31 protein-coding genes are annotated in these 24,141 nt (G+C 63.7%); 10 read left to right on the plus strand and 21 right to left on the minus strand.

Annotation, left to right across the window (positions count from 1 at the left end; all coding sequences use genetic code 11):
• Positions 1-66: 66 nt before the first annotated feature.
• Together TMPK1_RS14890 and TMPK1_RS14895 are read right to left on the minus strand one after the other, a co-directional pair.
• On the minus strand, positions 67-1,008 hold the full coding sequence (locus TMPK1_RS14890; RefSeq protein ID WP_420243887.1) for a retropepsin-like aspartic protease: 942 nt from the start codon (positions 1,006-1,008) through the stop codon (positions 67-69).
• On the minus strand, positions 1,005-1,937 hold the full coding sequence (locus TMPK1_RS14895; RefSeq protein ID WP_420243888.1) for a retropepsin-like aspartic protease family protein: 933 nt from the start codon (positions 1,935-1,937) through the stop codon (positions 1,005-1,007). The genes TMPK1_RS14890 and TMPK1_RS14895 overlap by 4 nt, the downstream gene beginning before the upstream one ends.
• A gap of 170 nt (positions 1,938-2,107) precedes the next feature.
• On the opposite strand from TMPK1_RS14895, the gene TMPK1_RS14900 reads away from it, so the two are divergent.
• A complete protein-coding gene (locus tag TMPK1_RS14900) occupies positions 2,108-3,427 on the plus strand; it encodes an FAD/NAD(P)-binding protein (protein ID WP_420243889.1) in 1,320 nt (439 codons plus the stop codon).
• On the opposite strand, the gene TMPK1_RS14905 is transcribed toward TMPK1_RS14900, so the two are convergent.
• The 8 genes from TMPK1_RS14905 to hisB all read right to left on the minus strand — a co-directional run bounded on the left by TMPK1_RS14905 (position 3,424) and on the right by hisB (position 9,244).
• Complete coding sequence (locus TMPK1_RS14905) at positions 3,424-5,115, minus strand: methyl-accepting chemotaxis protein (RefSeq protein ID WP_420243890.1); 1,692 nt, start codon at positions 5,113-5,115, stop codon at positions 3,424-3,426. The two genes, TMPK1_RS14900 and TMPK1_RS14905, sit on opposite strands and share 4 nt — an antisense overlap.
• A 149-nt stretch (positions 5,116-5,264) precedes the next feature.
• Positions 5,265-5,636 (minus strand): HIT domain-containing protein, encoded by a 372-nt coding sequence (locus tag TMPK1_RS14910; protein ID WP_420243891.1) that lies wholly within the window; start codon positions 5,634-5,636, stop codon positions 5,265-5,267.
• Positions 5,636-5,914 (minus strand): phosphoribosyl-ATP diphosphatase, encoded by a 279-nt coding sequence (locus tag TMPK1_RS14915; protein WP_420243892.1) that lies wholly within the window; start codon positions 5,912-5,914, stop codon positions 5,636-5,638. Before TMPK1_RS14915 ends, TMPK1_RS14910 begins: the two co-directional genes overlap by 1 nt.
• The gene (gene hisF, locus TMPK1_RS14920) at positions 5,914-6,675 is read right to left on the minus strand and encodes an imidazole glycerol phosphate synthase subunit HisF (protein ID WP_420243893.1); all 762 of its coding nucleotides are present in this window, start codon (positions 6,673-6,675) and stop codon (positions 5,914-5,916) included. Before hisF ends, TMPK1_RS14915 begins: the two co-directional genes overlap by 1 nt.
• Complete coding sequence (gene hisA / locus TMPK1_RS14925; protein ID WP_420243894.1) at positions 6,675-7,400, minus strand: 1-(5-phosphoribosyl)-5-[(5-phosphoribosylamino)methylideneamino]imidazole-4-carboxamide isomerase; 726 nt, start codon at positions 7,398-7,400, stop codon at positions 6,675-6,677. The genes hisF and hisA overlap by 1 nt, the downstream gene beginning before the upstream one ends.
• 10 nt (positions 7,401-7,410) lie before the next feature.
• A complete protein-coding gene (locus TMPK1_RS14930; RefSeq protein WP_420243896.1) occupies positions 7,411-7,947 on the minus strand; it encodes a GNAT family N-acetyltransferase in 537 nt (178 codons plus the stop codon).
• Positions 7,948-7,957: 10 nt separating this feature from the next.
• Positions 7,958-8,605, minus strand: coding sequence for an imidazole glycerol phosphate synthase subunit HisH (hisH, locus tag TMPK1_RS14935; protein ID WP_420243897.1), 648 nt, complete (start codon positions 8,603-8,605; stop codon positions 7,958-7,960).
• Between the two features lie 18 nt (positions 8,606-8,623).
• A complete protein-coding gene (gene hisB, locus TMPK1_RS14940; RefSeq protein ID WP_420243898.1) occupies positions 8,624-9,244 on the minus strand; it encodes an imidazoleglycerol-phosphate dehydratase HisB in 621 nt (206 codons plus the stop codon).
• Between the two features lie 68 nt (positions 9,245-9,312).
• Here hisB and hslV point away from each other — a divergent pair, with 68 nt between their 5' ends.
• Both hslV and hslU read left to right on the plus strand, forming a co-directional pair.
• Positions 9,313-9,867 carry an ATP-dependent protease subunit HslV gene (gene hslV, locus TMPK1_RS14945; RefSeq protein ID WP_420243900.1) on the plus strand — a complete coding sequence of 185 codons (555 nt, stop codon included), beginning with the start codon at positions 9,313-9,315 and terminating at the stop codon, positions 9,865-9,867.
• A 24-nt stretch (positions 9,868-9,891) separates the two neighbouring features.
• Positions 9,892-11,202 carry an ATP-dependent protease ATPase subunit HslU gene (gene hslU / locus TMPK1_RS14950; protein WP_420243902.1) on the plus strand — a complete coding sequence of 437 codons (1,311 nt, stop codon included), beginning with the start codon at positions 9,892-9,894 and terminating at the stop codon, positions 11,200-11,202.
• A 33-nt stretch (positions 11,203-11,235) separates the two neighbouring features.
• Here hslU and bla read toward each other — a convergent pair whose 3' ends face one another.
• From bla to TMPK1_RS14975, 5 genes are all read right to left on the minus strand, one after another.
• Complete coding sequence (bla, locus tag TMPK1_RS14955; RefSeq protein WP_420243904.1) at positions 11,236-12,105, minus strand: subclass B3 metallo-beta-lactamase; 870 nt, start codon at positions 12,103-12,105, stop codon at positions 11,236-11,238.
• 15 nt (positions 12,106-12,120) lie between these two features.
• Positions 12,121-12,681 carry a Smr/MutS family protein gene (locus TMPK1_RS14960; protein ID WP_420243905.1) on the minus strand — a complete coding sequence of 187 codons (561 nt, stop codon included), beginning with the start codon at positions 12,679-12,681 and terminating at the stop codon, positions 12,121-12,123.
• Positions 12,678-13,379, minus strand: a complete 702-nt coding sequence (locus TMPK1_RS14965; protein ID WP_420243907.1) for a pirin family protein — start codon at positions 13,377-13,379, stop codon at positions 12,678-12,680. Before TMPK1_RS14965 ends, TMPK1_RS14960 begins: the two co-directional genes overlap by 4 nt.
• A gap of 100 nt (positions 13,380-13,479) precedes the next feature.
• The gene (mltA, locus tag TMPK1_RS14970) at positions 13,480-14,622 is read right to left on the minus strand and encodes a murein transglycosylase A (RefSeq protein WP_420243908.1); all 1,143 of its coding nucleotides are present in this window, start codon (positions 14,620-14,622) and stop codon (positions 13,480-13,482) included.
• Positions 14,622-15,263, minus strand: coding sequence for a Tim44/TimA family putative adaptor protein (locus TMPK1_RS14975; RefSeq protein ID WP_420243909.1), 642 nt, complete (start codon positions 15,261-15,263; stop codon positions 14,622-14,624). The genes mltA and TMPK1_RS14975 overlap by 1 nt, the downstream gene beginning before the upstream one ends.
• Before the next feature lie 215 nt (positions 15,264-15,478).
• Here TMPK1_RS14975 and TMPK1_RS14980 point away from each other — a divergent pair, with 215 nt between their 5' ends.
• The 3 genes from TMPK1_RS14980 to TMPK1_RS14990 are packed head-to-tail and all read left to right on the plus strand — an operon-like array spanning position 15,479 to position 16,745.
• On the plus strand, positions 15,479-15,943 hold the full coding sequence (locus tag TMPK1_RS14980; RefSeq protein WP_420243911.1) for an FxsA family protein: 465 nt from the start codon (positions 15,479-15,481) through the stop codon (positions 15,941-15,943).
• Positions 15,940-16,431: a protein-export chaperone SecB gene (gene secB, locus TMPK1_RS14985; protein WP_420243912.1), complete on the plus strand. Its 492-nt coding sequence runs from the start codon at positions 15,940-15,942 to the stop codon at positions 16,429-16,431. Before TMPK1_RS14980 ends, secB begins: the two co-directional genes overlap by 4 nt.
• On the plus strand, positions 16,431-16,745 hold the full coding sequence (locus tag TMPK1_RS14990; RefSeq protein WP_420243914.1) for a nucleotide pyrophosphohydrolase: 315 nt from the start codon (positions 16,431-16,433) through the stop codon (positions 16,743-16,745). The genes secB and TMPK1_RS14990 overlap by 1 nt, the downstream gene beginning before the upstream one ends.
• On the opposite strand, the gene dnaQ is transcribed toward TMPK1_RS14990, so the two are convergent.
• From dnaQ to TMPK1_RS15015, 5 genes are read right to left on the minus strand one after another with little or no spacing between them, the layout of a single operon-like run.
• Complete coding sequence (gene dnaQ / locus TMPK1_RS14995; protein WP_420243915.1) at positions 16,742-17,413, minus strand: DNA polymerase III subunit epsilon; 672 nt, start codon at positions 17,411-17,413, stop codon at positions 16,742-16,744. The genes TMPK1_RS14990 and dnaQ overlap by 4 nt on opposite strands.
• Before the next feature lie 3 nt (positions 17,414-17,416).
• Entirely contained in the window at positions 17,417-18,109 is a 693-nt protein-coding gene (coaE, locus tag TMPK1_RS15000) for a dephospho-CoA kinase (RefSeq protein WP_420245673.1), read from the minus strand.
• Complete coding sequence (locus TMPK1_RS15005) at positions 18,052-18,849, minus strand: shikimate dehydrogenase (RefSeq protein WP_420243916.1); 798 nt, start codon at positions 18,847-18,849, stop codon at positions 18,052-18,054. Before TMPK1_RS15005 ends, coaE begins: the two co-directional genes overlap by 58 nt.
• A complete protein-coding gene (locus tag TMPK1_RS15010; RefSeq protein WP_420243917.1) occupies positions 18,846-19,436 on the minus strand; it encodes a Maf family protein in 591 nt (196 codons plus the stop codon). Before TMPK1_RS15010 ends, TMPK1_RS15005 begins: the two co-directional genes overlap by 4 nt.
• A gap of 5 nt (positions 19,437-19,441) precedes the next feature.
• Complete coding sequence (locus tag TMPK1_RS15015) at positions 19,442-20,281, minus strand: pyruvate, water dikinase regulatory protein (protein WP_420243919.1); 840 nt, start codon at positions 20,279-20,281, stop codon at positions 19,442-19,444.
• 312 nt (positions 20,282-20,593) lie between these two features.
• On the opposite strand from TMPK1_RS15015, the gene hemE reads away from it, so the two are divergent.
• The 4 genes from hemE (at position 20,594) to TMPK1_RS15035 (ending at position 23,497) form a co-directional block, all read left to right on the plus strand.
• Positions 20,594-21,628, plus strand: a complete 1,035-nt coding sequence (gene hemE / locus TMPK1_RS15020) for a uroporphyrinogen decarboxylase (protein ID WP_420243920.1) — start codon at positions 20,594-20,596, stop codon at positions 21,626-21,628.
• Entirely contained in the window at positions 21,625-22,656 is a 1,032-nt protein-coding gene (gene hemH / locus TMPK1_RS15025; RefSeq protein ID WP_420243921.1) for a ferrochelatase, read from the plus strand. The genes hemE and hemH overlap by 4 nt, the downstream gene beginning before the upstream one ends.
• Complete coding sequence (gene hemJ, locus TMPK1_RS15030; protein WP_420243922.1) at positions 22,653-23,081, plus strand: protoporphyrinogen oxidase HemJ; 429 nt, start codon at positions 22,653-22,655, stop codon at positions 23,079-23,081. Before hemH ends, hemJ begins: the two co-directional genes overlap by 4 nt.
• A 68-nt stretch (positions 23,082-23,149) precedes the next feature.
• Positions 23,150-23,497 carry a hypothetical protein gene (locus TMPK1_RS15035; protein WP_420243924.1) on the plus strand — a complete coding sequence of 116 codons (348 nt, stop codon included), beginning with the start codon at positions 23,150-23,152 and terminating at the stop codon, positions 23,495-23,497.
• A 44-nt stretch (positions 23,498-23,541) separates the two neighbouring features.
• On the opposite strand, the gene TMPK1_RS15040 is transcribed toward TMPK1_RS15035, so the two are convergent.
• Positions 23,542-24,039: a RidA family protein gene (locus TMPK1_RS15040; protein ID WP_420243926.1), complete on the minus strand. Its 498-nt coding sequence runs from the start codon at positions 24,037-24,039 to the stop codon at positions 23,542-23,544.
• Between the last annotated feature and the right edge of the window lie 102 nt (positions 24,040-24,141).

Consider the following 24,141-nt stretch of genomic DNA (forward strand, 5'->3'; position numbering starts at 1 on the left):
TGACGGAGCGTGACGGCCACAATCGGCGTCACGCATTGCTGCCAAGCAGCGCGAAGTAAGCGTTCGCTATTTCGGCGGCTGCGCGAACACCGGCCCGCCTTCATACGTGAAGTAGACGCGGTGCTGCGAATTCGAAATCAGGATTCGGTGGCTGCGCATGAAGTCGAATCCCAGCAGCATATCCGCTCCGCCGGAGCGGTCTTCCAGGCGCGATCCGGTATGGGCGAAGCCGGCAGTCATGCCGGACGTCAAACGCAGATTTGGATTCTTGATCGTTTCGTCGCCGATTTCGAACGTGTCGAATTTCTGCATCGCGCCCTCAAGTACGCGATTGTCGGCGCCGTGGCCTTTGACGCTGCCGGCCGTGCTCATGCCGAAATAGTCGGCGACTTTGCGCCCCACCGCAGTCGTGCTTGCGCCGGTATCGAGCGATGCGCGGAACTGCACGCCGTTGAGCTTCACCGGAATGTCGATTCCGTCCTTGTTCGCAAGCATCTCGACACTGTCGGCCTTTTCGGGCGCCCAATAGGCAAGCACCGCACCGTCACAGCCGACTGGCTGGAACAGTTTCATCTCGCCGGCTTTGAAATTCAGTTCGATGTCGACCTTGCCGAAGAAATCGAATCCCAGCACGCCGGCCAGTCCGCCCGGAAAGCCGCTGGCATTCACCAGCAAACGTTTGGGCGGCATTTTGATGCCGCCGATTTCCAGATCGTCGAACGTCGCTTGCTGCAGGCGAATTTCGCCGCCCATCCCCATCGCACGATAGGGTGCGTCTTCCAGCGACAAACCTGCTTTCTTGACCGTCTTCATGTCGAAGATGGTGCGAAACGCACCGGTATCGATCAGCAGCCGGATTGGTTCGCCGCGCAGCTTGCCCGGAATGAAAGCCTGGTTGCCGCGAATTTCGAGCGGCAACTTTCCCATTTCGGCGAGTTTGCAGTCGCCGTGTGCGGTCGTTGCGACGCCGACAAACAACGCAACAAGGGCGGCGGTCTTCAACATCATGGTTTGCTCGCAGGTGTTGTTGAAGGCGGCGCAAACACGTTGCCGCTGCCCTCGTAGGTGAAGAAGATCTTTTTGTCGGTGTTCGAAATGAACACGTGATGGGCACGCAGAAAGTCGAAGCCCAGCAGCATGTCGGTGTTGCTTTTCGAACTGAGTCGCGTGTCGCTGGCGGTTGATGTCGTATTCAGCGCATCGAACACGGTGAAGGTCGGGTTTTTGATCAGCTCGTCGCCGATTTCGAACGTCTTGAACGCGTGGCGATACCCGTCGACCTTGCGTCCGTCGATGCCAACGCCGCTACGCTTTTGCGCGTCGGCCGCCGCGGCGGCGTCCATGAATTTTGCCATGCGCGCCGTCATGACCGTCGTCGTGGCACCAGTGTCGAACGTTGCAGTCAGCGGCTGTCCGTCGACGCGCACCGTGATCTGCGGCGTACCCTTGCTGATGATGTCGACCACGTCAGCGCGATCGGGCGCCCAGTACGCCATGTTGGCGTCGGCGCAGCCGTCCGACTTAAACAGCACGATCTTGCCGTTCTTTACGTCGATCTCGACGTCGAACAGGCTGAAGAAATCAAAACCGAGAAGCGATAGCTCTTGTTTTCCGAGCGCCTTGTTGATGAGGAAGCGCCGGTCGGGAAACGGAAACCCGCCGATGACGAGGTCCTTCATCATCGCCCAGTCGACGCGACTTTCGCCGCCGACGCCGGTGACACGGCCAGCTTCGCGCGTGTCGAGATTTGCCGCTTTGGCGATCGCCTGGTCGATCAGCGTCACGCTGGCGCCGGTATCGACGATCATCTTGAATTTCTGTCCGCCGACGGAGGCGTCGACCAGCAACTGGTTGCCGCGCACCGTCACCGGCAGCTCGGCGACTTTTTGAAACTTGCATTCGGCGACGGCGTTCGTCGTCGCGAGCGCTATGGCCAAGAAAAGCAACGAGCCAAATCCGACCCTTGACCGCATGGCTCTCGTCCTCTCCAAAGCGCGTGTGTTGAGCGGCACGAAACATCGCAACAACGGAGCGATCTGAAAAGAGTGCTGGTTCACGCTGTCGAGACGCTTGCATACGGCGCCGGGATGCGCAGGCTGGTCGGCACATGCGTATCGTGATCCTCGGCGCGGGCTATAGCGGTACTGCGCTCGCGCTTGAGCTGGTCCGGTCGCGACCGCATCTGCGTCCGACATTGGTTGAATCGAGCGCGCGCTTTGGTCCGGGCCTGGCCTATGGCGCGGCCGAAGAGCGGCATGCACTGAACGTGCGCGCCGGCCGCATGGGCGCGTTCGCCGACGCGCCCAACGATTTCGCACGTTGGGCAATCGGCACGGCCGACGATGTGTTCGCGCCGCGCCCGGCCTACGGGCGGTATCTCGAAGCGTTGCTCGAGGCAGCACATGAACGCGTCGAACGCGTCGCCGGCCGCGCTGTCGCCATTACGCCTGCAGGTAATGAATTTACGGTCCGGCTTGCGGATGGGCGCACGCTTGCCGCGGATCACGTGGTGCTGGCGCTTGGCAATCCAGCGCCGGCGCGCCCGCGCTTTGCCGACGCGTTCGGCGAATATTGGGTCAATGATCCGTGGGACGCGGTTGCGCGCAACAAATTGGCCGGGCGCGATGGTGCGATCCTGGTGCTGGGCACCGGTCTCACCATGGTCGACGTCGTGCAAAGCCTGCGCGCCGCCGGTCATCGCGCTCCGTTGATCGCCCTGTCGCGCCGCGGCTTGTTGCCGAACATCCATCGTGCGCCGCGCGCCTGGCCGCCCTTTCTCGACGATATGCACGGCGCGCCGCTGGCCAAGATCGTGCGCCGCGTGCGCGACGAGGTCGATCGCGCAGCGACGCAGGGAGTCGATTGGCGGCAGGTGTTGGAAGGCGCGCGACCGTCGGTGCAAGCCTTGTGGCGTGCCGCCGATCCGGCGACGCGCAAACGGTTTTTGCGCTGGCTGCGTCCGTACTGGGACGTGCATCGCCATCGTCTGCCGCGCGTGCCCGCCGTGCATGTGACACGGCTGCGCCGCAGCGGCGTGTTGCGCATCGAAGCCGGCCGCATCATCGCGGCCGAACGCGCCCGCGATTCGGTGCGGCTGACGGTTGCGCTACGCGGCGGCGGCGAGATCGAGCATCGCGTGGCCGGCGGCATCAATTGCACCGGCCCCGATCACGACTATGCGCGCAGCGAAGATCCGTTGCTGCAGCAGCTGCTGCGTGATCGCATGATCGCGTGCGATCCGTTTGGCTTGGGTTTGGTCGTCGACACGGCCTGGCGCGTCGTCGACGGACTTGGAAAGGCCCAGCCGCAAATCAGCGCGCTGGGCCCACCCACACGCGGCGCGGTGTGGGAAATCACATCCGTGCCGGATATTCGCGAGCAGGTGGCCGAGCTGGCCGACCGCCTGCTTGCAGACGTGCCCGCCTAGGCGGCTTTCACACCGGCGATGAAGTCGTTCACTTCGCCGGTCAGCTTGCCGGCGTTGCGGGCCAGCTCGCCCGCCGCGCCGAGCACCTGCGTTGCCGCCGCACCGGTTTCGGTGGCGGCTGCTTTGACGCCAGTGATGTTGGTTGTGACGTCCTGCGTGCCGGCCGCGGCTTGCTGCACGTTGCGGGCAATTTCCTGCGTCGCCGCGCCCTGCTCGGCCACCGACGAGGCGATGCCGCTGGAGATCGCGCTGATTTCGCCGATCGTGCCGCCGATCGCCTGAATCGCGATCACCGCCTGTTGCGTCGCGCTTTGGATATGCGTGATGTGCGAGCTGATTTCTTCGGTCGCCTTGGCAGTCTGCGCCGCCAACGATTTCACTTCGCTTGCAACCACCGCAAAGCCCTTGCCCGCTTCGCCGGCACGCGCTGCTTCGATGGTCGCGTTCAGCGCCAGCAAGTTGGTCTGGCCCGCGATGTCGGCGATCAACTTGATCACTTCGCCGATCTTCTCGGCGCCCGCGGCCAGCGCCTGCACGGTTTCGTCGGTCCGCTTTGCGTCGTCGACGGCGCGCGCCGCGATCGTCGCCGACTGACCGACCTGACGGCCGATCTCGGCAATCGACGCGCTGAGTTCTTCGGCGGCGCTCGCCACGGTCTGCACGTTGGCCGAGGCTTCTTCCGCAGCGGCGGCGACGTTCAGCGCCTGGCTGTCGGTGCGGCCCGCCGTCGTCGTCATCGATTGCGCGGTCGCTTCCATTTCGGTTGCGGCTGCTGACAACGCATCGGCCAGTGCGCCGACTTTGACTTCGAACGTCTGGGTCAAGCTTTCCAGCGACGCGGCGCGGCGTTCGCGCACTTCGCGTTCGCGCGCCTGTTCGGCCGCCAGCTTGTCGGCGGTCAGCATGCTTTGTTTGAACACCTGCACCGCATCGGCCATGCCGCCGATCTCGTCGCGGCGCCCGATGCCGGTGATCTCAGCGTTGAGGTCATGCGCGGCCAGGCGCTGCATCGCGTCGGTCATGCGCGTAATCGGCTTCGACACGGCGGTGATCAGCGCGAAGCCAGCACCGACGCACAGCAGCGCGGTCACGACCAGTGCGACGATGATCCAGATCCGCGCCGACGCGTAGGTTTTGGCCCCATCATCGGCAATCGCCTGGCCAGTGCGCGTATTATATTCGATGCCCTTCTCCAGCGCGTCGCGCACGTCAGCGAACATCACGCGCATGTCTTCCATGTAGAAGTTCGCGGCTTCGTCGAACTTCCCGGCGGCGACCATCTCTTCGTATTTCTTGTGCGCGGCCATGTAGGTCGACCAGGCCTTCACCGACTTGTCGGCGATGGCACGCTCTTCGCCGGGATCGACCAGCACTTCGTAGGCTTTCCACGCTGTTTCGCGGCCGGCAATCGCCGTGTTGCCGCTGTCGGCATAGCGCGTCCGTTCGGCGGCGGTCTTCACGATCAGCTGGTTTGCTTCGGTAACGCGCGTGCGCTCGCTCAGCGCCGACACTTTTCCAAGATAGCCGGTCGACGGCAGCGAGTTGTTGCGGATGTCGGCGGCGACGGCGTTGACCGCGGCGAGACGCTGCACGCCAAACAAACCCAACGCGACGGTGACAACGAGCACGAGCGCAAACGCGATCGTGACTTTCGTCTGGATACGCAGATTGGCGAAGAAATCGAGCATGGGAGTCTCGTCGCAAAGGCCGGCGAAATTGCCGTGCGTGGCGACGTAGACCGCCTCTCTTAAAAGAGCTTGAAAGCCTTTTTGCGCATGCTGTGGAACGACAGCGTGATGCCAGCTTCCTGCTATGCGATCAACCGATCGCGCGGCGTTTATTCGTCGATCTTTTTCAGCAACGGACCCAGCGCACGCCCGCCCAGAATATGCGCATGCAGGTGCGGCACTTCCTGATGACTGTCAGGGCCGACATTGAAAATCACGCGATATCCGCTGTCTGCAACCTTTGCTTCGCGCGCGATGCTGCCGATGGCGCGTACATAGGCGACGATCTCTTCGTCGCTGGCACGTGCGGCAAAATCGTCGAAGTCGACATAGTTGCCGGTCGGCAGCACCAACAAATGCGTCGGCGCTTGCGGATGGATATCTTTGATAGCGACCGCATGCCGGCCGTCATGCACGCGCGGCGACGGGATCTCGCCACGCAGGATGCGCGCGAAGATGTTCGAGCTGTCGTAGCTGCGCATCAGCGTTTCCTCGTCTCAAGTACGGCGGCAACGTCGTTTGGATCGAGCCCGCAATCGGCCCACAGCACCAGCAGGTGATAGAGCAGGTCGGCGCTTTCCGCGGCCAACGCGTCTTTGTCCTGTACCAACGCAGCGATCACGGTTTCGACTGCTTCTTCGCCGACTTTCTGCGCGATCTTGGGACGGCCTTTGGCGAACAGCTTGGCGGTGTACGAGCTTTCGGGATCGGCGCCGCGCCGTTCCAGAATCACCGCCCAAAGTTCATCGAGTGCCTGCATCACGCTGCCTCGCGTACGGGAAGTCCCGCCGCCGCCAGCGCGCGTTTCGCGTCGGCGATGGTGAATTGTCCGAAGTGAAAGATTGACGCCGCAAGCACCGCCGATGCGCCACCGTCGCGAACGCCTTCGACAAGATGATCCAGCGTGCCAACGCCGCCCGACGCAATCACCGGCACCGTCACCGCATCCGACACAGCGCGCGTCAGCGCCAGATCGAAGCCCGATCGCGTGCCGTCGCGGTCCATCGAGGTCAGCAGAATTTCGCCGGCGCCCAGCGCTGCAACCCGACGCGCCCAATCGACCGCGTCGAGTCCGGTCGCGGTGCGTCCGCCATGGGTGAAGACTTCGAATCCGGCGCCGACCTGTTTCGCATCGATCGCAACCACGACGCATTGGCTGCCGAATTTGGTTGCGAGCTCGGCGATCAAGTCGGGTCGTGCGACCGCAGCGCTGTTGACCGAAATCTTGTCGGCGCCCGCCAGCAGCAATTTGCGCGCGTCGTCGATCGACCGCACGCCGCCGCCGACCGTCAGCGGCAAGAACACCTGGCTCGCGGTCTTCGCGACGACGTCATAGATCGTGTCGCGCTGTTCGTGGCTGGCGGTGATGTCGAGAAAGCAAAGTTCGTCGGCACCGGCGGCATCGTACAGGCGCGCCTGCTCGACCGGATCGCCCGCGTCGCGCAGCTCGACGAAGTTCACACCCTTGACGACACGGCCCGCTGCCACGTCGAGACAGGGAATGACACGCAGCTTGAGCATCAGCTTGGGAAAAGCGCGATGGCTTCGACTGGATCGACGCTGCCGTCATACAGCGCGCGGCCACAGATGACGCCGGCAATGCCGTCTTTCTCCGCAGCGCGCACGGCCAGCAGATCTTGCATCGAACCGACGCCGCCCGATGCGATCACCGGAATCGACAGGCCTTTGGCAAGCGCAACCGTCTCGGCGATGTTGACGCCGGTCAGCGCGCCGTCGCGATCAATGTCGGTGTAGATGATCGCCGCCGCGCCGGCATCCTGCACGCGCTTGGCATGATCGAGCGCGCGAATGTCGGTGGTGACGGTCCAGCCATCGGTCGCAACGAAGCCGCCGCGCGCATCGATGCCGACGGCAACGCGATCGGGGAATTGCTTGCACGCTTCGACCACGACATCGGGTTCGGTCACCGCGACGGTGCCAAGCACGACACGTTCGACGCCACGGTCGAGCCAGTAATGCACGTCGGCGACTGTCCGAACGCCGCCACCGAGCTGGATCTTGAGTTCTGCCGACCAGGCGATCGCCTCGATCGTGCCGCCATTGACCGAACGCCCCTGCACCGCGCCGTTCAAGTCGACGACATGCAGCCAGGTGAAGCCCTGCCGTTCGAATTTCAGGGCCTGCTCGACCGGTTCGTCGTTGAACACGGTGGCCTGGTCGAGGTCACCGCGCAGCAACCGCACGACCTTGCCGTCCTTCAAATCGATCGCCGGAAACAGAATCATGAGCGCCCCTTCAGGTCAGCGTCTTGAAGTAATAGCGCCCAGCAACGGGCTTGCCGTCCACCATCGCATAGCGCGGATGGGTACCCCACTGCATGTAGCCCATCGTTTCGCACAATTGGAGGGCGGCCGTCTGGGTCTCGCGCACGTCGAGATTGATCACTTCGAAGCCATGCTCGCGGGCCTTGTCTTCGGCCGCGCGCCACAACATGCGCGCCAGCCCGTGGCCGCGCGCCCAGGGCGCCATGAAAGCGGTAGTGAGCGTGATCGACTTGGCCTGCGCCTCGTTGTTGCGCGCCGGCCGAACCAGTTGCAGCGAACCGCCGATCACCCCGTCGAGGCGGCCGATCAGCAGCATCCGTTCGGGCACCATCAGCACGCCCTTCCAATAGCGCTCCATCACGTCGCGCGGCGGCGGCTGCACCCAGCCGAAGCCGCCGTCGGACAGGATCGCCGCTTCGGCCGCGTCGCACAGATCGCCGAGATCGCCGGTTTTCAGCTTCTCGACATGCTCGACCAGTAGGGTCGGTTTGATGAGGCTTTCGCTCACGATTCCTCTCTCAGGGACGCCAGGTGAGAAAGGCGGCGAGGAGCTTGAGGCCAACCGCCTGGCTCTTCTCCGGGTGGAATTGCGTGCCGACCAGATTGTCGCGACCGACGATGGCGGCGACGCCGCCACCATAGTCGACCTGCGCCAACAAGTCGGCGCGATCCTGCACGTCGAATTTGTACGAGTGCACGAAGTAAGCGTGCTCGCCCGCCGCCACGTTGCGCAGCACCGGATGCGACGGCTGCAACAGGTCGAGATCGTTCCAGCCCATCTGCGGGATCTTCAACGCCGGATCGGACGGCGTCATCGGCACGACATCGCCGCCGATCCAACCGAGGCCGGCATGGTCGCCATGCTCGCGCCCGCGATCGGCCATCAGCTGCATGCCGACACAAATGCCGAGATAGGGGCGGGCGTTCGCACGCACCGCGTGCTCGAGCGCGGCGCGCAAACCGTCAATCCTGGCAAGGCCTGCAGCAACGTCGGCGAACGCGCCTTGGCCTGGCAGCACGATGCGATCGGCGCGCGCAACCAGATCGGGATCGCTGGTCGTATGCACGGTTGCACCGCCCGGCAGATCGGCTGCGACGCGTTCGAGCGCCTTCGCGGCCGAGCGCAAATTGCCCGACCCGACGTCAACCAGTGCAATCGTTTCCACAGCCGCCGCCCGCGCGCTTTACAGCGCGCCCTTTGTCGACGGCACGACGCCGGCGCGACGCGGATCGATTTCGACCGCGTGTTTCAACGCCGTCGCCAGCGCCTTGAAGCAGCTTTCAACGATGTGATGGTTGTTGTCGCCGTACAGGTTTTCGACATGCAGGCAGACGCCGCCATGCTGGGCGAAGGCTTGGAACCATTCCTTGAACAGTTCGGTGTCCATCTCGCCGACTTTGTCGCGCGAAAACTCGACCCGCCAGATCAGGTACGGCCGGTTCGATAGATCGAGCGCGACGCGCGACAAGGTCTCGTCCATCGGCGCATAGGCGGTACCGAAGCGGCGAATACCTCGGCGCTCGCCGAGCGCCTGCATGGTCGCCTGACCAAGCGCGATCGCGACGTCTTCGGTCGTGTGATGCATGTCGATATGGAGATCACCGGTCGCTTCGATCTCGATGTCGAACAGGCCGTGTTTTGCCAGCTGTTCCAACATGTGATCGAGAAAACCGATGCCGGTTGCGACGCGCGCGCGGCCGCTGCCATCGAGATCGATGGCGGCGATGATTTTGGTCTCGGACGTGGTGCGTTCGACGCGACCACGGCGAACCGTTGCCAATTCGGTGTTGTCCTGCCGGTCCATGGCCGGGTGGTACACCCTTGGAGCCTCGGCTTGAAGCCCGCAGCGCCACATCCCACCTGTTCGCAACGATGAACACCGAAAATTCTGTTGCGACGTCCTGGCACGGGACAACCATCCTGTCCGTGCGCAAGGGCGGTCGCGTCGTCGTCGTAGGCGACGGCCAGGTGTCGATGGGCCAGACCGTGATGAAGTCCAACGCGCGCAAAGTGCGGCGTTTGGGCGGCGGCCAGGTCATCGGCGGCTTTGCCGGGGCTACGGCGGATGCCTTCACCCTGTTCGAGCGGCTGGAAGCCAAGCTCGAGAAACACCCAAATCAGCTCATGCGTGCCGCGGTCGAACTGGCCAAGGATTGGCGCACCGACCGCTATCTGCGCCGGCTCGAGGCCATGATGATCGTCGCCGACAAGGAGACGAGCCTGGTTTTGACCGGGACAGGCGACGTGCTCGAACCCGAGCACGGCGTCGTCGCGATCGGATCAGGCGGCAACTACGCCTATGCCGCCGCGCGCGGCTTGCTGGACGTCGATGGCCTCGATGCCGAAGCAATCGCCCGCAAGGCGATGGCGATCGCGGCCGAAATCTGCGTCTACACGAACACCAATCTGACGATCGAGACGCTGTAACGCGTCTCCTTCGGGATCACACACATGTCTCATGATTTTTCTCCGCGCGAGATCGTCTCCGAACTCGACCGCTTTATCGTCGGCCAGCACGACGCCAAGCGGGCCGTGGCGGTGGCGCTGCGCAATCGCTGGCGCCGGCAGCAGCTGCCGGCCGCCATGCGCGACGAAGTCCTGCCCAAGAACATTCTGATGATCGGGCCGACCGGCGTTGGCAAAACCGAAATCGCACGTCGCCTGGCCAAGCTGGCCGACGCGCCGTTTCTGAAAGTCGAAGCGACCAAATTCACCGAGGTCGGCTATGTCGGCCGCGACGTGGATTCGATTGTGCGCGACTTGGTCGAAAACGCGATGAACATGACGCGCGAGCGTCTTCGTCGTGACGTCCATGCGCGGGCCGAACTGAATGCCGAGGAACGCGTGCTCGACGCGCTGGTCGGCAAGAACGCCACCGAAAGCACGCGCGCCAGCTTTCGCAAGAAGCTGCGCGAAGGCGAGCTGGACGAGCGCGAGATCGACATCGAAATCGCCGACACTGCGTCGTCATCGCCGATGATGGAGATACCGGGCGTGCCCGGCGCCAATGTCGGCATGATCAACATCAACGAGATGTTGGGCAAAGCCTTCGGCAACAAAACCAAGCAGACGCGCCTGTCGGTGCGCGCGAGCTATGAGATTCTGATCGACGAAGAAAGCGACAAGCTGCTCGATCCCGAACGGGTCAAGCGCGAAGCGATCGAATCCGTCGAGCAGAACGGCATCGTCTTTCTCGACGAGATCGACAAGATCGCAACCCGCAGCGAAATGCGCGGCGGCGACGTCAGCCGTGAGGGCGTGCAGCGCGATCTGCTGCCGTTGATCGAGGGCACCGTCGTGCAGACCAAGCACGGGCCGGTGAAAACCGACTATGTGCTGTTCATCGCGTCGGGCGCGTTCCATCTCGCCAAGCCGTCGGACTTGCTGCCCGAGCTACAGGGCCGCTTGCCGATCCGCGTCGAGTTGAAAGCGCTGAGCCAGGATGATTTCAAACGCATCCTGCTCGAACCCGAAGCGAGCCTGATCAAACAGTACAAGGCGCTGCTGCAGACCGAGAAAGTCGATCTGGTCTTCACCGACGCGGCGATCGACGAGCTCGCCAAGTTGGCGGCTGAGATCAATGCCAGCGTCGAGAATATCGGCGCGCGCCGCCTGCACACGGTGCTGGAACGATTGCTGGAGGAAATCAGCTTTCAGGCCAGCGACCGCGGCGGCGAAACGATCACGATCGACGCCAACGACGTACGCACCAAAGTCGGCGACCTGGCCAAAGACCAGGATCTGTCGAAGTTCATTCTCTAAGCAAAAGGCCGGGGCGAACCCCGGCCTTTTCTCTTACGACTTTTCTTTCGCCAGTCGCGCGTCGAACAGCTTCTCGTACTTTCCTGCAAAGGCGCGGCATGCGCCCGGATCGATCATCGCGTTGGGATCGGTCGCCAGCTGTTTGAGCTTTTCATCGATGCCGGCCGCATCCGGATGCGACGGAATCAGAATATCGCACGGCAGGTTGGCGACGGTCTGGAACGTCTTGCGAAAGATCGGCGTGACCGTCGGATCGAACTTGAATCCGTCGGCCGAGATCGGGTTCAGGCTGGCGCCGAACACGACATGTTTGCAGCTGCCATTGTCGCAAGAATCCCACGTCCAGCTTGTGCTGCCCGGCGTGTGACCGGGCGTGTAGTGCGCGGTGATCGTCGTACCGCCGAGACGGATCTGTTCGCCGTCGCGCACGGCACGCAGCTTCGCCGGCACCGGCGTGTCATGGAGCGCGCCGCCGAATTGCGGATCGTCTTTGTCGGAGCGGCCGGCGCGCAACGCCTTGGCGCCGTGCGTGCTGGCAAGCACGGTGGCGCCGCTATCGCGTGCCAGCGCGGCGATGCCGCCCGAATGGTCGTAATGCACTTCGGTGTTCAGAATGTATTTGATGTCCTGCATGCGAAAGCCGAGTTGCTTGATGTTGGCTTCGACTGCAGCAACCGATTGCGGCACCGCGCCGTCGATCAGCACCAAGCCGGCATCGGTCTTGATCAGCGCGACAGCCAGACGGCCGAACCCGACGAAATACGTATTGCCGTAGACTTTCACCGGCGCTTGCGGTGTCAGTAACTGCGCGACTTGCTTTTCCGCGATCGGCTTGGTCAGCGGATCCTGCGCGGCATGCGCAAATGAGGTCGCAGCGAGAAGGCCCAGCAGCAAATATTTCATCAGCGCTCTTTTCGGTTAGTCGCGTTTACGCCGCAGCAGCACATAGAGTGCGCCGTCGCCGCCATGCTTTGGTTGTGCGGTCGATGTGGCGAGAATTTGTCCGGCGGCCGACGAGCTTGCGATCCAGCGCGGCACAGCGCGTTTCAGAATTCCTTGTGACGGCGACCCGGGACCTTTGCCGGTAATCACCAGAACGCAGCGGCGCCCAGCGCGCACCGCGCTTTCAAGAAAGGCGAGCAACTCGCCATGCGCCTCGCGTTGCGTCAGCCCGTGGAGATCGAGCTTTGCTGCGATCGCCATTTTGCCGGCGCGGAATTTCGCTTCGGTGGCGCGATCGAGACCGGGATTTGGTTTGGCTGGTGGCGCGGGTTTCGGCGGCGCGGTCATCGTCGCCGCATGCTTTGCCGGCTTGGCTGGTTTGCTTTGCTTCGCCGGCGGGGCGGGTGGTGGCGGCGGCGCGGCCGCTTCGGTCTTTGCGGTGATTCGAACGCGGCGCGGACGAGCGAGCGGCTTCACGTCGTGCGTTACCGCACGCCACAAAGCCTTTTCGTCGTCACTCGCCGCGCGTTTCTTCACGGAAGATCGAATAGCAGAACTTCGCCCCCGCCTTCAGCACCGCTGAGCTCGAGCACGGGTTCTTCTTCGATCGCTGCGCCATCGCCTTCGACCAGCGTTTGGCCGTTCAAGGTGACGTTACCCTTGGCGACCTGGACCCAGGCACGACGGCCGGGTGCCAGTTCGTGGCGGACCTTGGCACCGTTCGACAGCTCGCTCGCATAGACACGGGCATCCTGCTGGATGGTCAGCGCGCCATCGGCACCGTCCTTCGACGCGATCAGCTTCAACGCATCGCGCTTGGCCGCAGGATCGAGACGGATCTGCTGATAGCCGGGCTGCACGCCGCGACGATCGGGAATAATCCAGATCTGCAACAGGCGCAGCGCGTCGGTGCTGCTGGCATTGAACTCGCTGTGCTGGATGCCGCTGCCGGCACTCATCCGCTGCACATCGCCGACCGGAATGACGCCCTCGCCACCGCTTGAGTCGCGATGCGCCACCGCGCCGTCGAGCACATAGGTGATGATCTCCATGTCGCGATGCGGATGGGTCGGGAAACCGGCGCCGGCGGCGATGCGATCGTCATTGATGACGCGCAGCGGACCCCAGCCCTGATGGCGCGGGTCGTAATACTCGCCGAACGAAAAACTATGTTTGGAGTCGAGCCAGCCGATGTGCACGTGGCCACGCTCGGCGGCAGGGCGAAGAGCGATCATTGGGAACTTCCTTTGTTACGAATGCGGCCGAGATGTGGTGCGCATTGCGTAGGACAGAAGACCTGCAGCCCTGCCGCTCCGGCGCTGCATAGCCGGTGAATCAGCTGGTGACGTTTTTGGGCTTCAGCAGCCACAGGCTGCCGCGGCTTTTCATCCGGCCAGCCGCGTCTTCGGCCTGGGCGCCTGGTCCCCAGAAGAGGTCGCCACGCACAGCACCCTGAATGGCGCCGCCAGTATCCTGCGCGACGACCAACCGGCGCAGTCGTCCGCTTCCGCGTGGATCTTCGCAATCGAGCCACAGCGGTGTGTCGAGCGGGATGAATTTGGTGTCGACCGCCAGCGACCGGCCCGGCGTCAGTGCGATGTTCGACGTGCCGGTTGCGGGCTTGTTGGTCAGCTGGAAGAAAATGTTCGACGGATTGCTGTCGAGAATTTCGCGCACCCGCGCCGGGTTGGCGGCGAGCCAGGCGCGGATCGCGGGCATCGACACTGTGTCGGCGTCCAGCGCGCCCTGCGCGACCAGCACTTTGCCGATCGGCACGTAGGGTCGGCCGTTGCCGGCCGCGTAGCCGATGCGCTGAATGCGCCCGTCGGGATAGCGGATGCGACCTGAGCCCTGAATTTCGAGCACGAACAGCGCGACCGGATCTTCGGCCCAGGCGATGATCGGTGCGCGCGCGCCAAGTCCGCTGCGTGCGATCTGTGCGCGGTCGTCATACGGAATCAGTTTCCCGTCTTGCACACGGCCGGAAACACGCTGTCCTGCCAGCGTGTCGCGAAACTGGCCGAGATCGACGGTGATCAAATCGGTGGGCTTGCCGTAAATCGGTACCGTTGCGCGTGCGGTCTTTTCCGGTGCGCCGGCGATTTCGGGTTCGTAATAGCCGGTGAACAGCCCATCGCTTTTTCCGTCGGGCGTTTCCATGCGCAGCGCTTCGAAATTGCGCAGCAACGACGCGCGGAAATCGCTGTCGCGTTTGATGTCGGCGCATGCCGCGCGCCACGCACCGACCGTGCCTGCAACGCCGTCAGGGCCGACTTTTGCTTTGCTGTCGCCGCGATCGAACCGCGCGCAGCTGGCGAGCACGGCGTCGCGCGCATCGCCGATTTTGTCGTCGCTCCACCCCGGCAATTGATCAAGCGCGACGGTGCGCGGCGGCGCATGCTGCGCGCACGACGCCAGGGCGAAGCTGGCGAGAAGAACGAAGGTACGAAGGAACGATGCGCGCTTGGTGGCGCGCATCAGTTGGGCTGGTCGGTGGCGACGAGCTGCCAGTTCGGATCTTTCGAACGCGGGTCGCGCGCAAAGGTCCACAGATCGATGATTTCAATCGGCTGCGTCGTGTCGCCTTCGACGATCGCACCCGACGCGTCGCGCACGGCGTGGATCTGTTGCGAGACGAACCGGATATCGACCTGCGTCTGGCCGTTGATCACGCGCGCATCTTCGAGATCGGCGTCGACCGTGCCGCGCAATTCCGTCAGCAACGTATGGCCGCTGCGATTGCGGGCTTCGACGGCGGCGGAAAAGTCGTTGTAGAGCGACGGGCCCAGCAGCGTTTTCAGCGTGCCGAGATCGCCCGCGGCAAAAGCCTGCACGATCATCTGGAACGCAGTCTTGGCGCCGGCGAGGAAATGCTTTTCGTCAAAGCTGGGATCCGCGACGCGCAGATTTTGTACACGCGCTTCCAGCGAAAGCGGCAAATCGGACGGTGCGGCCGCAACCGGTCCGAGTTGGGTCGGCGCCGCAACCGGCGCGCGATCGACGAAAGCAGGGTCGGGCGTCGCAAACGGATTGGCGCGCGGCTGTTCTTCCCCTGTCCGGCGGCCCAGCACCGCGCGCAGGCGCAGCACGAGGAACACCGCAATCGCGGCGAAGATCACCAGATCCAAGAGAGTGTTCGAGCCCAACGCTTATATACTCGCCTTCATACGTCTGCCGGCCGACCTGGTTGGATGGGTGCCGGGCAATCCCCATCTCGACTTGTCGAACAAGCGTCCAGACACCTGTCTGTCCCTAGGTAGGCCCGGCCACTGGCCAAGACAAGTTTTCGCACAGTTTCCGCCCGAACTACGTGAGCTTTTTGGTGATGAACCCCTTGGCACTGCTTCTGCTCTGGCCACTGCTTGAACTGGTCGTGCTGATTTTCGTCGGCGACGCGATTGGTGCGCTGCCGACCTTGGGATTGCTGCTGCTGAGTGCGCTGATCGGTATGGCGTTGTTGCGCGGTCGCGGCCTGGTGCGCGTCGCCACGGCCTTGGCCGAGGGTCCGTCGCGCGCGGCGTTCAGCCGCGCAACCGGCGGCTTCGCGGATATCGCCGCCGGTCTGCTGTTCCTGATCCCGGGTTTCCTCAGCGATCTCGCTGCGGTGGCGTTGCTGTTGCCGCCGGTGCAGCGCTGGCTGGCCAAAACGCTGGTCCCGCGCAACGCGGGCCAGGGCGTGCCCGACGTGCTGGAGGGCACCTTTGTCCGGGTCGACGATGGTTGGCGGGACGGGCCGGCCGTGCTAGCTCCCGCGGCTCCCGAAGACCGACCGAAGACGGAAAGATTTCCCGAACCATGACCGACACTACCGCAGACGCGGCGAACGAAGCGCCGAACTACGGCATCACGATCAACGCGCAGTACGTGAAGGATCTGTCGTTCGAAAATCCGAACTTCCTGGCCGCGATGCAGCCCAAGAGCCAAGCGCCCGAAGTACAGATCAATCTTGGTGTGCGCGCCAATTCGGTCGGGCAGGATTCCTACGAAGTGATCCTCGACGTGCGCGCGCAGGCGGGCCGTGAGGACAAAGTCGATTTCCTGATCGAGCTTGCCTATGCCGGCGTCTTCACCTTGACCGGCATTCCGCCCGAACATCTCGAGCCGGTGTTGTTCATCGAAGGTCCGCGCCTGCTGTTCCCGTTCGCGCGCGCGATCGTTGCCGACGTGACGCGCGACGGTGGCTTCCCGCCGCTGATGCTGAACCCGATCGACTTCGTCGACCTGTTCCGCCGTCGCCAGGCCGAAGTGGCGCAGAACGCTGACTCGGCGACCTCGACGGTCAACTAATGACTCTGGCGTCGGACAAGGAAAGCGAAGCGTCGATTCAGCAATGGGCGCGTGACGCGTTCGGTCCGGCGCCCAATCCATCGCGCATCGCAGCGCGCGCCAATGAAGAAATGGCCGAGCTGTTGATGGCGGTGAATGGCGACGCGCTGGTGCCCGCCGAGATCGCGTCGGAATGTGCCGACATCGTCATCATGATGTGCCGCATGGCCGATCGACTGGGCTTCGACCTGGGCCACGCGGTCGACGAAAAGATGCGCATCAACCGCGCCCGCCGCTGGGTCGTCGAAGACGGCGTCGGCAAACACGTCGCCTAACTAAGCCAGACCGGGTCTTTCAGCGTCGCGAGCAAGGCGGCGTGGGCTTCGAGTTCTTCCGCGCTCGGTGCGTGCGGACGTGGCGGTCGGGCAACCAGCGTCGCCGTCGTTGCATGCGCGGCCGCGGCGCGTTCGGCCGCCAGCACCAAGGTTGGCTGCCGTCCGCCCATCATTTCCAGATAGCATTCGGCTAGAAGCTGCGCGTCGAGCAGCGCGCCGTGCAAGGTGCGCGCGGAATTGTCGATCGCGAAGCGGCGGCACAGCGCGTCGAGGCTGGCGGGCGATCCCGGATATTTGCGCCGCGCCAGTTTGACCGTGCAGGTGGCGCGCGTCGGCGGCAGAGTCGGAAATCCGATCCGCGCAAATTCGGCATTGAGAAATCCGACGTCGAAGTCGGCGTTGTGAATGATCAAACGCGCATCGCCGAGAAACTCGATCAGCTCTTCGACGATCTGGTCAAAGCGCGGCTTGTCTTTGAGATGCTCGTTGGTGATGCCATGCACCGCTGTCGCTTCGGCTTCGATCGCCATGTCGGGATTGAGATACTGGTGAAACGTCCGGTTGGTCGGCACGTGGTTCACCAGCTCGATCGCGCCGATCTCGATGATGCGGTGGCCCGCCAGCGGGTCGAGTCCGGTCGTTTCGGTATCGAGAACGATCTCGCGCATCAACTAGAGCTTCCGCTTCGGAACATAGGCGCGCGGCGGCCAACACCGCGCCGGACGATTCTTCGCTTCACCTAGCGCGCGACGCAAGAGTCGCAAGGTCACGCCCCGCGGCTGGCCGGTCGAAAGCACCAGATCGGCATGACGTCGGCGCACCGTGTCGGAGGTCTGGCGCGCGACGATCCCGTGCAGCTTGTCGGCATTCATGCCCGGCCGGCGCAATGCGCGCTGCAGCTGCAGAAAGCGCGGCGCGCTGGTCACCAGAATGAAATCGACCTCGCGCCACAGGCCGCCTTCGAACAGCAGCGGCACGTCCAGCGCGACCAGCTTGGCGCCGCGCCGTGCTGCCTGCAGCAGAAAGCGTTTCGTATCCTGGCGCACCAGCGGATGAACGATCGCTTCCAGCCGCACCAGCGCGTCGCGATCGCCGAACACGCGCGCGCCCAGCGCAGCGCGATCGACTTCGTTGCCGGTGACGACGCCGGGAAATTCCTTGTCGATTGCGGGCACGGCGCGCCCGTTCGGTCCCAGCAGACGATGCACCGACGCGTCGGAATCATGCACCGGTACGCCGAGCCGACGCAGCGCCTTGGTCGCGGTCGATTTGCCCGTCGCAATGCCGCCAGTGAGGCCGAGAACGATCAGTCGAGCACCGCGCGACGCAGCGCGTCGTCCACCACCGGTCGAACGCCGAACCAGGTTTCGAACGCAGGCACGGCCTGGTGCAGCAACATACCAAGCCCGTCGACGGCAACGTTGCCGCGTGCGCGCGCGGCCGCCAGCAACGGCGTTTCGAGCGGCGCGTAAACGAGATCGGTCACGACTGCGTCGCGCGGCAACGAGTCCAACGACACGTCCAGCGGATCGTGTCCTGTCATACCGAGACTGGTCGCATTCACCAGCAGCGCGCTGTCGCTGAAATCCCAATCGCCCCAATGGAAAAGATCGACGTTGCCGAGCTTCTCGGCCAGCGCTTCGGCGCGTGCGGCGGTACGATTGGCAACCCGCACGCGCGCGCCGGCGCGTTGCAGTGCATCGATCACCGACAGCGATGCACCGCCGGCGCCCAGCACGGTCGCAACGCCGCCGTTCCAGGCCGGCGCGCCCGCGCGCAGATTGGCGACGAATCCGTCGCCATCGGTCGAACGGCCTTCGATCTTGCCGTCGCGAAACACCAGCAGATTGCAGCTGCCGGTGCGCGCCACCGACGGGTGCACTTCGTCGAGCAGCGACACGACGCGTTCTTTGTGCGGAATAGTGACGTTCAAGCCGGCCCAGCCTTCGCTGGCCAAACGTCGTACGTCGTCCTGCAACCGGTCTGGCGGGATTGCGATCGCTTCGTAGGAACCCGCGACGCCGTAACGTTGCAGCCAATGGCCGTGCAGCCGCGGCGAACGCGACTGCGCAATCGGCCAGCCGATGACGCCAGCGCGCTTCATGCCGCAAGCGCGCCGCGCGCGCGCAGAAAATCGAGCAGCGGCAGCAGCGGCAGGCCGAGGATCGTGAAGAAGTCGCCTTCGATGCGATGAAACAGCTGCACGCCGCGACCTTCGAGCTGATAGCCGCCGACCGAGGTGAACACCGCTTCGCCGACCGTATCGAGATAGTCGTCGAGAAACGCGTCGCTGAAATTGCGCATCGTCAGCCGCGCTGCTTCGGTCGTGTGCCACAGACGTTCGCCGTTCAGCGCCACGACGGCGCAGCTGATCAGACGGTGCGTCTTGCCGCGCAAACTCTGCAGCTGCGCGCGCGCGGTTGCCCGATCGGGTGATTTATCGAACCAGGCGCCGTCGCATTCGAGCATCTGATCGGCGCCGATCACCAGCGCGCCCGGATGTTTCGATGAGATGCGCAACGCCTTCAATTCCGCCAGCGCTTCGGCGGCGCGTTCGACCGGAACTTGTTCGGCTTTGAGCGCCAGTTTGACTTCGTCTTCGTCGACGCGTGCAGGGTCGATGTCGATGTGCAGTCCGGCGGACTCCAACATCTGTTTGCGCGTCACGCTCGCCGAGGCGAGAACGATCATGGTGGTCACGCCGACGGGGATGGTTGGGTTTCCGCCTGCGCCGTGCGGCGGGCGAGGATCTTGATGATCTCGGCCGCGGTCTCTTCGATCGAGCGACGCGTGACATCGATCACTGGCCAGCCTTGCTTGGCGTAGAAGCGGCGCGCTTCGTTGACTTCGTTGCGCACCGCTTCGGGATCCACATAGGACGTGATCTCGGGCTGGTTGAGCAGGCGCAAACGGTTGCGACGGATCTGCACCAGACGTTCGGGATCTTCGGTCAGGCCGACGATCAGCGGCCGCGTCGCACGCACCAGCTCTTCCGGCAGGCCTTGCCCGGGCACGTACGGCACGTTGGCGGCTTTGATGCCGCGATTGGCGAGATAGATCGACGTCGGCGTCTTCGAGGTGCGCGACACGCCGACCAGAATCACGTCGGCCTGGTCGAGCTTCCACACCGATTGGCCGTCATCGTTGGACAGCGCGAAATCCATCGCTTCCATGCGATTGAAATACTGCTCGTTCAGCATGTGCTGCCGGCCCGGCTGGGCCCGCGATTCCAAGCCCAGATACTGACCCAGTCCAGCCAAGGTCGGATCGAGGATCGGCACGCACGGTACTTGCAGCGCGCGGCATGCCGTTTCCAGCGTTACGCGCAGGTCGGGGTCGACCAACGTGTAGAGCACGATGCCCGGGTGATCCTTGATCCCCTCGATTGCCAGATTGAGCTGCCGTTCGGTTCGGACGAGATTCCAGAAATGCTCGACCGCATGGACTTCATCGAACTGCGCGACGCACGCCCGCGCGACGCTGATCACGGTTTCGCCGGTCGCGTCGGAGACAAGATGGAGATGGAACTCGCGCATCACAGCCTGTGGACGAATGTGGATAAGAGGCGGTTTTCGACCAAACCGCCAAAACTGTTCAAACGGGCCCGGATCCTATCCGTCGGCTTGGAGGGCTGCGAACGGAATCTCCGCGTTGCTGCCGCGATCTGCGCACAGACTTTGTCCCCGCTATTCACAGCGCATAGCGTGGCAAGGATAGGCGGGCTTCGTCCCCGCTTTCGCCCCCAACAACGTTTGGTGGATCAGACTGGGGACAGATCGTCGCTCGACGGGGATCCCCGACTCTCCCCCATATCCTCAAGCAACAACCATCCCTAAGACATCTTAGATATGAGGGAAGGAAATCCGGGAAAACCCGATCGCGCCTTGCTTGGCGTGCTCAACGGCGATGTCATCGAACCACCGCCGATCTGGATGATGCGGCAAGCGGGCCGGTACCTGCCCGAGTATCGCGAGATCCGGAAACGCGCGCCGAACTTCCTCGGCTTTTGTTTCGATCCCGACCTTGCGACCGAAGCAACCTTGCAGCCGATCCGTCGCTACGGCTTCGACGCAGCGATTTTGTTTTCCGACATTCTGACCGTGCCGCACGCGCTGGGGTCGAACGTCTGGTTTGCCGAAGGCGAAGGTCCGCGTCTGGATCCGGTGCGCGACACGGCAGCGGTCGAAGCGCTCAGATTCGACCCTGCGAAGCTCGCTGCGGTGTACGAGACGGTACGTCGGGTACGGCGTGACCTGCCGGCGCAAACGACGCTCCTGGGCTTCGCTGGTGCGCCCTGGACGGTTGCCGCCTACATGGTCGAAGGATCCGGTAGCCGCGATTGGGTCGAGACCAAACGTTGGGCCTACGCCAATACCGGCTTTGATCGTCTGATCGACAGGCTGGTCGACGCGACCGTCGAACATCTGGCGCTGCAGCTCGAAGCAGGCGCCGATGCGGTGCAAATCTTCGACAGCTGGGCCGGTGCGCTGGATCCGGCCGGGTTTGAGAAATTCGTGATCGAACCAACGCAGCGCATCGTCGGCCGTCTGAAAGATCGTGTGCCCGGTGCGCGCATCATCGGATTTCCGCGCCAGGCCGGCGCCTTGTATCCGCGTTACGCCGATGCGACCGGCGTCGATGGTTTGTCGCTCGACACCAGCGTGCCGCTCAACTGGGCGGTGGGTGCGATCAAGAACGTGGCGCTGCAAGGCAATCTCGATCCGTTGCGTCTGCTGGCCGGCGGTACATCGCTCGACGCGGCGATCGATGCGATCCGCCAGGCGATGCGCGGACGACGTTTCATCTTCAATCTCGGGCACGGCGTGTTGCCGCCGACGCCGATCGAGCATGTCGCGCAACTTGTGGAGCGCGTACGCGGATGAAGAAGCTTGCGGTTGTTCTGCTGAATCTTGGCGGGCCGGATTCGCCAGAAGCGGTACGTCCGTTTCTGTTCAATCTGTTTCGCGACAAATCGATTCTGCGCGTGCCGGCGCTGATCCGTTGGCCGCTGGCGGCGTTCATCGCCAAGAAGCGCGCGCCGGTCGCGGCCAAAATTTATGCTCTGATCGGCGGTCGTTCGCCGCTGGTGCCGAACACCGAGATTCAGGCGCGCGCGCTTGAGATCGCACTCGGCGATGCGCAAACGCAGGCACGCTGCTTCATCGCGATGCGCTATTGGCATCCATTCAGCATCGAAGCGGCGCAGCAAGTGCAGGAATGGGGCGCCGACGAGATCGTGCTGCTGCCGCTCTATCCGCAGTGGTCGACGACCACGACCTCGTCATCGCTGCGTGTGTGGAACGAAGCTTGCGCGACGATCGGCTTGAAAACACCGGCGCGGATCGTCTGCTGCTATCCGACCGAAGCAGGATTCATCCAAGCCGAAGTGGCGAAGATCCGCACGGCGTTGAACGCAGCCCGTTCGTACGGTCCGCCGCGTTTGTTGTTTTCAGCGCATGGCCTACCCGAACGCATCGTCAAAAGCGGCGATCCGTATCAATGGCAATGCGAGCAAACCGCCAAGGCCATCGTTGCAGCGTTGGACATGCCCGGCCTCGACTGGGTGAATTGCTATCAAAGCCGCGTCGGCCGGATGAAATGGATCGGCCCGTCGACCGATGACGAATTGCATCGCGCCGGCGCCGACAAAGTGCCCGTCGTGGTGGCGCCGATCGCGTTCGTGTCGGAACATTCCGAAACGCTGGTCGAGATCGAGATCGAATACCGGCATCTCGCCGAAGAAGTCGGCGTGCCGTATTTTGCGCGCGTCGACACAGTCGGTGCCGACGCCGCGTTCATCGGTGGCCTGGCATCGTTGGTGCGCGGTGCGCGCGTTGCATCAACGCAGGTGACGAGCGAGCGCGGTGGCCGGATCTGTCCGCCCAATTTTGCAGGGTGCTGTCAGCGATGACGCTTCTTTGGATCAAAGCGCTGCATGTGATCTCGGTCATCGCCTGGATGGCCGGCATGCTCTATCTGCCGCGCCTGTTCGTCTATCACGCGCAGGCGACGCCGGGCTCGGAGATGAGCGAGACGTTCAAGGTGATGGAGCGGCGCCTGCTGCGCGCGATCATCAATCCGGCGATGACCGCGACCTTCATTTTCGGCATCTCGATGCTGGTGCTGGAGCCGGCGCTGCTGCGCGAACCGTGGCTGCACGTGAAGCTGCTGTTGGTGCTGTGCCTTGGCGCGCTGCACGGCAAATTCTCGAAGTGGCGCCGTGAATTCGCCGAAGACCGGAATAAGACTCCGGCCCGGACGTTCAAGATCATGAACGAGCTGGTGACGCTGGCGATGATTGGGATTGTGATCCTGGTAATCGTCCGCCCGTTTTGAGGTTGGTCCTTGGCGGCAACCAGCGCGCAGCCCATCTTGATCGGGTCGGCGGTCCCCAGGAGGCACCCATGCGGATGACATTGGCAGTAGTTGGTTTGGTTTTGGCGACCAGTTCGGCGTTCGCCTCGCCGCAGCGCGTGACGTACGCGCTTGGCACCGATGACCCGCAGGTGCGGGCGTTGGCCGAACGCGGCGCCCAGATGCTGACGCCGGAACGCGCCTGCGAAGGTGCGGTGTTGGTCCGGCGCGACTTCAACCACGGGTCCACGCAGGACCCGGCGTTCCGCTACGAATGCACCGACGTCGACCGGAAGTCGGTCGTGCATCTCGAAGCAAGCGCGATCCGCGCGTTCGATCCGTCGAAAGCGCAGGGTCCGGATTATTTCGGCAATCGCTCGATCGACTCGCAGCGCTAAACGCCAATCGCGGCGCGACTATTTCGGTGGTCGCGCCGTAATTCTTACGTTGGCGGCCGAGCCGCCCACGCCTCGATCTCAACCAGCAGATCCGACCGGCCCAGCCGGTTGATATAAGCCAGCGTCGATGGCGGTTTCGCGGTGCCGAACAACTCGGCGCGGATCGCGCGTGTCATCTCGACCGGCACGTCACCGACCAGCCAGATATTCAGCTTGATGATGTGCTCGGGCCCCAGCCCCTGCGCCTTCAGCGCTGCGATCACGTTCGACAGCGCGTTGCGATATTGCTGCGCCGGATCGGTCGGCAGCGCGCCGGCTGGATCGGCGCCGATCTGTCCCGCCACGACCAGCAACTCGGATCCCGGCGGCACGATCGCAACGTGGCTGTAGGGCCCAACCGGCGGCGCCATTCCGGCCGGGTTTTCAAACCGAAGCCCCGTCTTCGCGGTATTCGCCTCAGCCGCATTCGCCGCGGGCGCCGCCCCCACTGCACCAGCGGCGAGCAATGCCGCAAAGATCGAAATCCCCACCCGACGTAACATCGCGACTCCTCCTGCGCATGCGCGTTGAAAGCGACTCCTACCCTGAAATCCGACCCATTGCCCGAGATCCCAATTGACACGAACCAGACCGCTCCCTAGCGT

This window comes from Roseiterribacter gracilis, assembly GCA_018332375.1.
In the GTDB taxonomy this organism is placed as follows: Bacteria; Pseudomonadota; Alphaproteobacteria; order BOG-932; family Roseiterribacteraceae; genus Roseiterribacter; species Roseiterribacter gracilis.